We start from the raw sequence: 8,048 nt of genomic DNA on the forward strand, positions 1-8,048 counted from the left end.
CGCAAAATCTGCAAACTGCACGCTAAGGAGCGCTCCATGTTCAAAGGCTCGATGCCAGCTCTCGTCACCCCGTTCCGCAACGGCGAGTTGGACCTGGATACGCTCAAACAATTGGTGGAATGGCAGATTCAGGAAGGTTCGACCGGACTTGTGCCTGTTGGGACAACCGGTGAAAGCCCCACACTGAGCCACGAAGAACACGAGGTCGTGGTCGAAGAGGTTGTGAAAGCGGCGGCAGGGCGCGTGCCGGTCATCGCAGGTGCTGGTTCCAACAATACCGTCGAAGCAATCCGCTTTGTGCGATTCGCTCAAAAGGTTGGTGCGGCGGCGGCTCTGGTTGTGACCCCTTATTACAACAAGCCGACCCAAAAAGGGCTGATCACGCATTTCCGTGCACTGCACGACTGCGCGGATATTCCGATCATCATCTACAATATTCCGGGTCGTTCAGTCATCGACATGACACCTGCCACGATGGGCGAGCTGGCTCAGTTGCCACGTATTGTTGGCGTCAAAGATGCCACCGGTGATCTGGCGCGTGTCAGCCAGCAACGTGCCAGCTGTGGCGCGGATTTCTGCCAGCTGTCTGGCGAAGACGCGACGGCGCTGGGCTTCAATGCGCATGGGGGTGTGGGTTGTATCTCGGTCACTGCCAATGTTGCGCCCAAGCTTTGCGCTGAATTCCAGCAGGCGACGCTGAATGGCGACTATGCGAAAGCGCTGGAGTATCAGGATCGTCTGATGCCTCTGCATGAGGCCATCTTTATTGAACCCGGTCTCGTGGGTGCCAAGTACGCCCTCAGCAAGCTGGACCGTTGCAGTGAAGAGGTTCGCTCGCCGCTGACCACACTTGAGGACAGCACAAAATCGGCCATCGACAAGGCCATGGCGCACGCCGGACTGGTGTAAACCCAACTGTCAGGGTCTGCTGGCTAAAGCAGGCCCTGTTTATCCAGTAGATCTTGCAGATGCTGAGTTTTGTCCGGATTGCGGACCATGTAGATCTCCGCAATCTGCCCGTCTTCGATCTTCAATGATGTTGCCTGCAATGAGCCTCCGGGCTCGCGGTTGATGATTGCGGGCAAACCATTCAACCAACAAAATGCCCATCGGAATGAACGTGGTGCTGACGGCTTTCGTGCCAGCCCGGCAAAGAAACGGATGACTTTGTCCCGTCCGTAGATCGGGTTCAGTGTTGCTATGATCTTTCCACCACCGTCCGAGTGAAGTTGAACATCGCGCGCCAGCAGAGCAGTCAGGTGCTTTGTATCTCCACTTTTTGCAGCGCTGAAAAACGCTTTGGCCAATTCCTCACCGTGTTCACGTTCAATCCGGACCCGTGGCTTGACCTGTTCGACATGTTTGCGCGCACGGCTGACGAGTTGACGACAACTGCTCTGACTGCGTTTGAGCGTTTCTGAAAGCTCTTCATAAGAGTGTTCGAAAACGTCATGAAGAAGGAAGGCCGCGCGTTCGAGCGGTGATAAACGTTCCAATGCCATCAAGAGCGCGACCGAAACATCACGATCCAGCCGTTCTGTTGAATCGTCGGTAATCAGAGGTTCCGGCAACCACTCACCGGGATAGGTCTCACGTACTGTACGGGCTGCGCGCAGTTGGTCGAGACACAGGCGCGTTACGATCCGGATCAAGTAACCCGTTTTATCCCGTACCTGATCGAACTCAACCCGCTGCCAGCGTAGATAGGCGTCCTGTACGATGTCTTCAGCGTCGCTGACCGATCCGAGCATGCGATATGCAACCGCGAAAAGTCGCGGTTGCATATCGACAAAGGCCTGTTCTTTAGGCTGTGGACCCGTCTGTGTCACGCTGCTGTGGCCTTAGTGGTGTCGGGGTGAGGAACTGCAAATCCGATCGCCAGACGATTCCACGCATTGATGGTGGTAACCACCAAAGTCAGTGCGACCTGCTCGTGTTCCGAAAAATACTTCGCCATTGTCTTATACACATCGTCCGGAGCTCGACTGGTTTCAACGCGGGTCAGGGCTTCGGCCCATGCAAGAGCGGCGCGTTCACGTTCTGAATAAAGCGACGACTCATGCCAGGCGTTCAGAAGGTGCAGGCGATCTTCGCTCTCACCATTGGTTCGGGCGTCATGCGTGTGCATGTGAATGCAATAGGCGCAGCCATTGATCTGTGAAACTCTTAGTTTGACGAGTTCATTCAGACAATGCTCCAACCCTGAGGCACGCAGACGTTCCTCCATGTCGAGCATTGGTTGCAGCAGTTCAGGTGCGACGGCAAAATGATTGATCCGCGGGGACATCGAATTCTCCTGTTTTGATTTGAACAAAAACAGGACGGGCGGGCCACCGGGTTTGTGACATGGTTGGTAAAAAAAGAGCCTCGTTACCGAGGCTCTTAGTCAGATTATCGTTTTCCGTAGTACAACCCGACCACATGTTCGGCCTGAGCAAAGAACAGCCAGCGCGAGACCACGACCCCGGTCAGATGTGACAGTACGGCAAGCAGCGCAAAGACATGCTTGATCGCGACCCCCGCGACCGGTGTCAGGATCAGCAGCAAGGGCAGCACAAACGCAAGAACGAATGAAATCACACGCAGCTTCTGAGCGTGTTTGCGGCCCACGACATGGACGAATTCACGCAGCAGATAGTTGGTTCCGGTATGCGGTGGTTCGAACGCCCGAACGGTGCCACGATCCCCAAGACCAGTTGCTGTGCCCAGATTGGTGCCGGAGCTTGCCAAGGCCTGATCGCCCTTGGCCCAGTATGCCAGCTGAATTGCGCCCGCTATTGCAAGCAGCCAGGGGGCAAGTGTTTCAGCCCCTGATAACAGCGCACCGCCCGCCAGGCTATAGGACAGAAACATGGCTGGTGTAAGATTCATGTTCCAGCGTGGGATGGTCTTGAGCTGGGTGTAGATCATTGAGGTGGTGAAGACGGTAGCAAGGCTGAGTATCGCACCGACCCAACCCAACAATGTCCATTGGCTTTGCAGGAACACTGCTCCAAGCGCATAGAGACCCATAATGATAAGCGCGGCAACTGCGCAGACGCCCTCGCGGCTGAGCCAGCTGGATTTCCATTGGCTGAAGGCTTTCCATGCGCGTTCTGGATGGCCCAGATGAAATGTCGACGCCAGAAGACCGCCCACCGCCAGCGCATAGGCGATGGCGTAGAATACGAAGGCGACAAAGCCAGTGACCGGTGGTTGGCCTAGACCCAGGAAAAACAAGAGCCCAAAGCCCAGACCCGAAAAGGTCGTGAATATGATGACTGAAGGTGCGGGATGCATCAGTTCGCTCCTCCGGGAATTTTGTCGAGCGCTTTGTCCAGCCAGCCCAGGAACCCTTTGGACTCTTCAGCGACCGGTGCCAGCAGCGGTGCCAGGATGTCGATTTGGTCTTCGACCTGATCCTTGGGGCGCGGCGGCAGGTATTTGTTGACGGGCTTGGTGCCCATTTCGGGCATCAGATCCATGCCTCCACGGTCTGCGACCAGTTTGCTGACATCGCTGTCGGGATCACCAAGATCGCCAAAATGGCGCGCTCCGGCGGGGCAGGTACGGACGCATGACGGGACACGATCTACTTCGGTCAGGTTTTCGTTGTAGATCCGGTCAACGCACAGGGTGCATTTCTTCATCACGCCTTCGGCCTGATCCAGTTCCCGCGCGCCGTAAGGGCATGACCACGCGCACAAACCACAGCCGATGCAATCGCTTTCGTTCACCAGAACGATACCGTCCTCGACACGCTTGTAGCTGGCCCCAGTGGGACAAACGGTGACACAGGGCGCATCTTCGCAATGGAGGCAGGATTTGGGGAAGTGGATGAGCTGGGCATGACCCTGTTCGGGCTGCACTTCGTAGGAATGCACTCGGTTCAGGAAGGTCCCTGACGGGTTGGCGCCATAAGCGTCCTGATCTGACAGGGGTGCGCCGTAGTTTTCGGTGTTCCAGCCTTTGCACGAAATCACGCAGGCATGGCAGCCGACGCAGGTATCCAGATCGATCACCAGACCCATCTTGCGTTCAGTGGATTGGGGGAGTTGGGTCATTTGCCTACCTTCCACGCCAAGTCTTTCGGGCCAGTACCAACCGGCGATTTGATTGGATCGAACTCGGGTTGGCTTTCTGCATCCGAAGGTGGCGCAGCTTTTTCGATTTTCACTTTGAGGTCGAACCACGCAGCCTGACCGGTGATCGGGTCAGAGTTAGCCCATCGCAAACCGTCACCCTTAGGCGGCAGAAGCTCGTGGATCAGGTGGTTCAGCAGGAAGCCCTTGGTCGCCTCGGGTGCGTCCTCTTGCAATGCCCACGCGCCTTTGCGCTTGCCGATGGCGTTCCAGGTCCAGACGGTGTTTTCGTTCAGTGCCGCCATTTCCATGACCGGAACCGTGATCTCACCATGCGGAGACGTCACTTTTGCCCAGTCGCCATCCTGCAGCCCATGCTCGCGCATCAGTTTTGTCGGAACATAGAGAGGGTTGCGTCCGTGCAGCTGGCGCAGCCACGCGTTTTGGGTACCCCAGCTGTGGTACATGGCCATAGGGCGCTGGGTCAGGGCGTTGACGTTGAAGCCTTCGTTGCCGTGCTGGTCGGTTTCATACCAGATCGGCATCGGGTCCAGCGTTTCCTTGATCCGCGCGCGCAGATGGTCCGGCGGCTGACGCTCACCATGGCCTTCGGCGGCCAATTGGAATTTGCGCATCGGCTCGGAATACAGCTGAAACAGGTAAGGCTGCGGGCTGTCATAGATGCCCATGCCAACGGCCCAGTCCTGATAGGCGGTGTTCCACGGTTTGTAGTAATCCGCACCTTCGGGAATGTGGGCTACGTAGAAGCCGCCGTTTTCAATGTAACGGTTCAGCTGGTCGGGATTGACCTCGCCTCGGCCTTCCTTGTCACCGTTTTCACCACGGAAGCCGGCGAGGGGACCTATGCCGGGTTTGCGTTCGTGGTTGACGATGTAATCGGCGTAATCCACCCATTTGGCGCTGCCGTCCTCTTTGGTGAAGCCGGGCAGTTCCAACCGGTTGGCCAGATCGATTAGCACCGACTGGAACCCGCGCACGTCACGGTCGGGTTCTATCACAGGCCAGCGGATGGCGTCTGCTGCTGCCTCGGCCTCACAGATCGGGCGGTCAAGCAGCGAGATACAGTCGTGGCGCTCCAGATAAGTGGTGTCGGGCAGGATCAGGTCGGCATAAGCCACCATTTCCGAGCTGTAAGCGTCGGAATAGATGATGTGCGGGATCACATAATCGCCGTTCTCATCCTTGTCCGTCAGCATCTCCATGACACCTTTGGTGTTCATGGTCGAGTTCCACGACATGTTCGCCATGTACATGAACAGCGTGTCGATCTTGTAGGGGTCGCCCGCATGCGCGTTCGAGATCACCATATGCATCAGCCCGTGGCTGGACATCGGGTTTTCCCAGGTGAATGCCTTGTCGATCCGCGCGGGGCTGCCATCTTCTTTCAGCGCCAGGTGCTCGGGGCCCTGAACAAACCCCAAATGTGGGCCATCCAGCGGCGAGTTTGGCGTCACCTTGCAGTGCGGTGTCGGGTGTGCCTCGACCGGCTTGGGATAGGGCGGTTTGAAGCGGAAGCCGCCGGGAACCTCGACCGTGCCGAGGATGATCTGCAGAACATGCAGCGCGCGGCAGGTCTGAAAACCGTTGGCATGGGCCGACACGCCGCGCATCGAGTGCATGGCGACGGGGCGACCGATCATCTTGGAGTGTTTCTCGCCTCGGAAATCTGTCCATTCGTGATCGAGCTCGAACGCCTCGTCAAAGGCGACACGGGCCAGCTCGCCTGCGATGGCACGGATGCTGGTGGCGGGAATGCCGCACTGTTCGGCCACCTTTTCGGGGGCGTATTCGTCGCTGAGATAGCGCTCGGCCATCAGGTGGAAGACCGGACGGTGGGTGACGCCATCCTTTTCATAGGTGGCCGAGAGGTCCGGGCGGACGCCGGGCTTGTCGAAGGCGGTCAACTCGCCCGTGTTGCGGTCGACGACCAGCGGTTTGCCATTCGCATCGCGCAGGAACAGACCTTTGGTCGGGCCTTCGGTCGCGTCGATCAGAACCGGAGCATTGGTGTAACGGCTGAGGTAGTCGAGATCGATCTTACCCGCTTTCATCAGCACGTGGATCATCGACAGGATAAACAACCCGTCGGTGCCGGGCGTGATGCCAACCCAATCATCCGCAACAGCGTTATAGCCCGACCGGATCGGGTTGACGCCGATCACACGCGCGCCGCGCGCCTTGATCTTACCGATGCCCATCTTGATCGGGTTCGAGTCGTGGTCCTCGGCTACTCCAAACAACATGAATAGCTTGGTGTGATCCCAGTCGGGCTGACCGAATTCCCAGAACGCGCCGCCCATCGTGTAGATGCCACCGGCCGCCATGTTTACCGAGCAGAACCCGCCGTGGGCCGCGTAGTTACAAGTGCCGAAGTTCTGAGCCCAGAAGCTGGTGAAGCTTTGGCTCTGGTCGCGGCCGGTGAAAAACGCCAGCTTCTCGGGGTTGTCCTCGCGGATTGGTTTCAGCCAACCGACTGCAATCTCCAGCGCCTCATCCCAGCTGATCTCTTCGAATTCGCCGGAACCGCGCGGTCCCACCCGCTTTAGCGGTGCGCGTAGCCGCGATGGGGCGTTGACCTGCATGATGCCAGCCGAGCCTTTGGCACATAACACCCCCTTGTTGACAGGGTGATCGCGGTTGCCTTCGATATAGGCAACCTTGCCGTCTTTCATGTGCACATTGATACCGCAGCGGCAGGCACACATGTAGCAAGTGGTTCGCCGGATTTCGTCTGAAACCTTTGGCGATGTGTCGATTATTGGCTGGTTCATTTGGGTCCCTGTGGCTATTGAACCGATCTTTCCATATTCGATGGAAAAACCGGAACATTATTTTGCTTCGCCCGAGTTTAGGAAACATCCTTTCGGGTTTGGGAGGTTTGCGCCTGGACTGCGGTCACCGCCACCATGTGTAGGACATCTTCGGCCGAGCAACCGCGCGAGAGGTCATTTGCAGGTTTCGCCAATCCTTGCAGGACTGGTCCGATCGCCTCGGCGCCGCCGATACGTTGCGCAATTTTGTAGCCAAGGTTGCCAGCGTCGAGATTTGGAAAGACAAAGACATTTGCCTGGCCCTGCAACGGGGAAGCCGCCGCTTTCTTGGCCGCTACTTCTGGAACAAAGGCTGCGTCAAACTGCAGTTCACCATCGATCAGCAGATCCGGGTCCGCTGCCTTGGCAATCTCTGTCGCCTCGACGACCTTCGACACTTTCGGATGTTTGGCGCTGCCTGTGGTCGAGAATGACAACATCGCCACGCGTGGCGTTTCATTCGTCAATGCGTGGTAGGATGCTGCTGAGGCACGGGCGATTGCCGCCAGCTCTTCTTCGTTCGGATCAACAACCAGACCACAATCCGCAAAGATATGAGCGCCCCTTACCGAATGATGATCGCGGCAATAGAGCATCAGGAAGAAGCTCGAAACCATAGCAGCATCAGGTGCTTTGCCAATGATTTGCAAGGCTGCACGGACTGTGTCTGATGTTGTTTCCACCGCGCCGCCGACAGTCCCATCGGCCAGCCCCTTGTGAACCAGCATCGCGGCATAGTTCAGGCGTTTCGTGATCTGCTCTCGGGCCTGCTCGGGCGTCATGCCCTTATGCTTGCGCAGTTCATGCAGTTCCGCGGCGAAGGACTCGGTCAGAGAAGAGCTGTTGGGGTCGTGAATTTCGATCCCGTCAACATTCGAACCGCCTTGCTTTGCCAGTTCAGCCTCGACCTTGGCCTGCTCACCAATAAGGATAATCCGGGCGACCCCTTCGGAACGGGCCTTCAGGGCGCCTTCGACGACTCTTGGATCATCGCCCTCAGCGAGGGCGATGATCTTGTCGGAGCTGGTTGCAGCTCCGAGTATTGTGCGCAGAGGTTTCACCCAGTTACGCCTCTTGCGGTGTCATGTCGTTTGCGTCGATGCCGGCGACTGCGACGGGTTTTTTCATGGCGTCGCGGCGGAAGGGTTCACCCAGT

At 57.5% G+C, this 8,048-nt stretch carries 7 protein-coding genes; 1 reads left to right on the forward strand and 6 read right to left on the reverse strand.

Annotation, left to right across the window (positions count from 1 at the left end; translation table 11 throughout):
- Positions 1 to 36 precede the first annotated feature (36 nt).
- Positions 37 to 909, forward strand: a complete 873-nt coding sequence (gene dapA, locus ACR0CW_RS18520; RefSeq protein WP_480744038.1) for a 4-hydroxy-tetrahydrodipicolinate synthase — start codon at positions 37 to 39, stop codon at positions 907 to 909.
- A gap of 23 nt (positions 910 to 932) precedes the next feature.
- Here the strand turns inward: dapA and ACR0CW_RS18525 are convergent, their stop codons facing one another.
- From ACR0CW_RS18525 to pta, 6 genes are all read right to left on the reverse strand, one after another.
- Complete coding sequence (locus ACR0CW_RS18525; protein ID WP_480788907.1) at positions 933 to 1,829, reverse strand: sigma-70 family RNA polymerase sigma factor; 897 nt, start codon at positions 1,827 to 1,829, stop codon at positions 933 to 935.
- A complete protein-coding gene (locus ACR0CW_RS18530; RefSeq protein ID WP_480788908.1) occupies positions 1,826 to 2,287 on the reverse strand; it encodes a carboxymuconolactone decarboxylase family protein in 462 nt (153 codons plus the stop codon). Before ACR0CW_RS18530 ends, ACR0CW_RS18525 begins: the two co-directional genes overlap by 4 nt.
- A 104-nt stretch (positions 2,288 to 2,391) precedes the next feature.
- Entirely contained in the window at positions 2,392 to 3,279 is an 888-nt protein-coding gene (locus tag ACR0CW_RS18535) for a dimethyl sulfoxide reductase anchor subunit family protein (protein ID WP_480788909.1), read from the reverse strand.
- Positions 3,279 to 4,043, reverse strand: coding sequence for a 4Fe-4S dicluster domain-containing protein (locus tag ACR0CW_RS18540; protein WP_480788910.1), 765 nt, complete (start codon positions 4,041 to 4,043; stop codon positions 3,279 to 3,281). Before ACR0CW_RS18540 ends, ACR0CW_RS18535 begins: the two co-directional genes overlap by 1 nt.
- Positions 4,040 to 6,853 carry a molybdopterin oxidoreductase family protein gene (locus tag ACR0CW_RS18545; RefSeq protein WP_480788911.1) on the reverse strand — a complete coding sequence of 938 codons (2,814 nt, stop codon included), beginning with the start codon at positions 6,851 to 6,853 and terminating at the stop codon, positions 4,040 to 4,042. Before ACR0CW_RS18545 ends, ACR0CW_RS18540 begins: the two co-directional genes overlap by 4 nt.
- Positions 6,854 to 6,930: 77 nt before the next feature.
- The gene (gene pta, locus ACR0CW_RS18550) at positions 6,931 to 7,953 is read right to left on the reverse strand and encodes a phosphate acetyltransferase (RefSeq protein WP_480788912.1); all 1,023 of its coding nucleotides are present in this window, start codon (positions 7,951 to 7,953) and stop codon (positions 6,931 to 6,933) included.
- Between the last annotated feature and the right edge of the window lie 95 nt (positions 7,954 to 8,048).

The organism is Ruegeria sp. CH6, from assembly GCF_056537005.1.